This is a genomic window from Chromohalobacter sp. HP20-39 (assembly GCF_033052815.1).
Lineage (GTDB): Bacteria > Pseudomonadota > Gammaproteobacteria > Pseudomonadales > Halomonadaceae > Chromohalobacter.
The window spans coordinates 1-458 of the sequence record NZ_JAWHTP010000144.1 but is presented as its reverse complement, the minus strand read 5'-3'; the positions used below and the strand labels follow the sequence as shown (position 1 = coordinate 458).

Here is a 458-nt window from a genome sequence, read left to right as displayed (position 1 = left end):
CGGATGCTGTGGGAGAGCAACGAGCCGATTGGGGTGACCAGCCGCTACCACTACACGGCGCATCCGATGCTCAATGCCGCATGGGGCATCCCCATCGGCACGACGGGCCTGTCGTTTGAGGGGTATGCCAACTACAACGCGGCCAAGGGCACGAACGAATTCGGGTGCCCAACGTCACCCGACATGAATATCGATGCCATGCTGATGTACGACCTGGGCACGCCTTTGCATCTGGGCAAGAACACGCTGCGCGCGGGCATTGAATATCAATACTGGCGCAACAAGTTCGGCAACCCGGCATCCGTGCCCGGCTCACTGGCAAAAACGCCGATGGTGCGGGTCGAATACCACTTCTGATGCGCTGCTGCCGATATCTTCAGTATCGGCATGAGTGCACAGCGCAGAGCACCGCGATCAAAAACGATTTGGGCTGTTCCGGCGGCATTCCGAATCCGGAA

General features: G+C 59.2%; 1 pseudogene. It reads left to right on the top strand.

Going from position 1 to position 458, the window contains the following annotated elements:
• Nucleotides 1-357, top strand: a pseudogene (locus RVY79_RS17360) (hypothetical protein); the annotation flags it as partial.
• Between the last annotated feature and the right edge of the window lie 101 nt (nucleotides 358-458).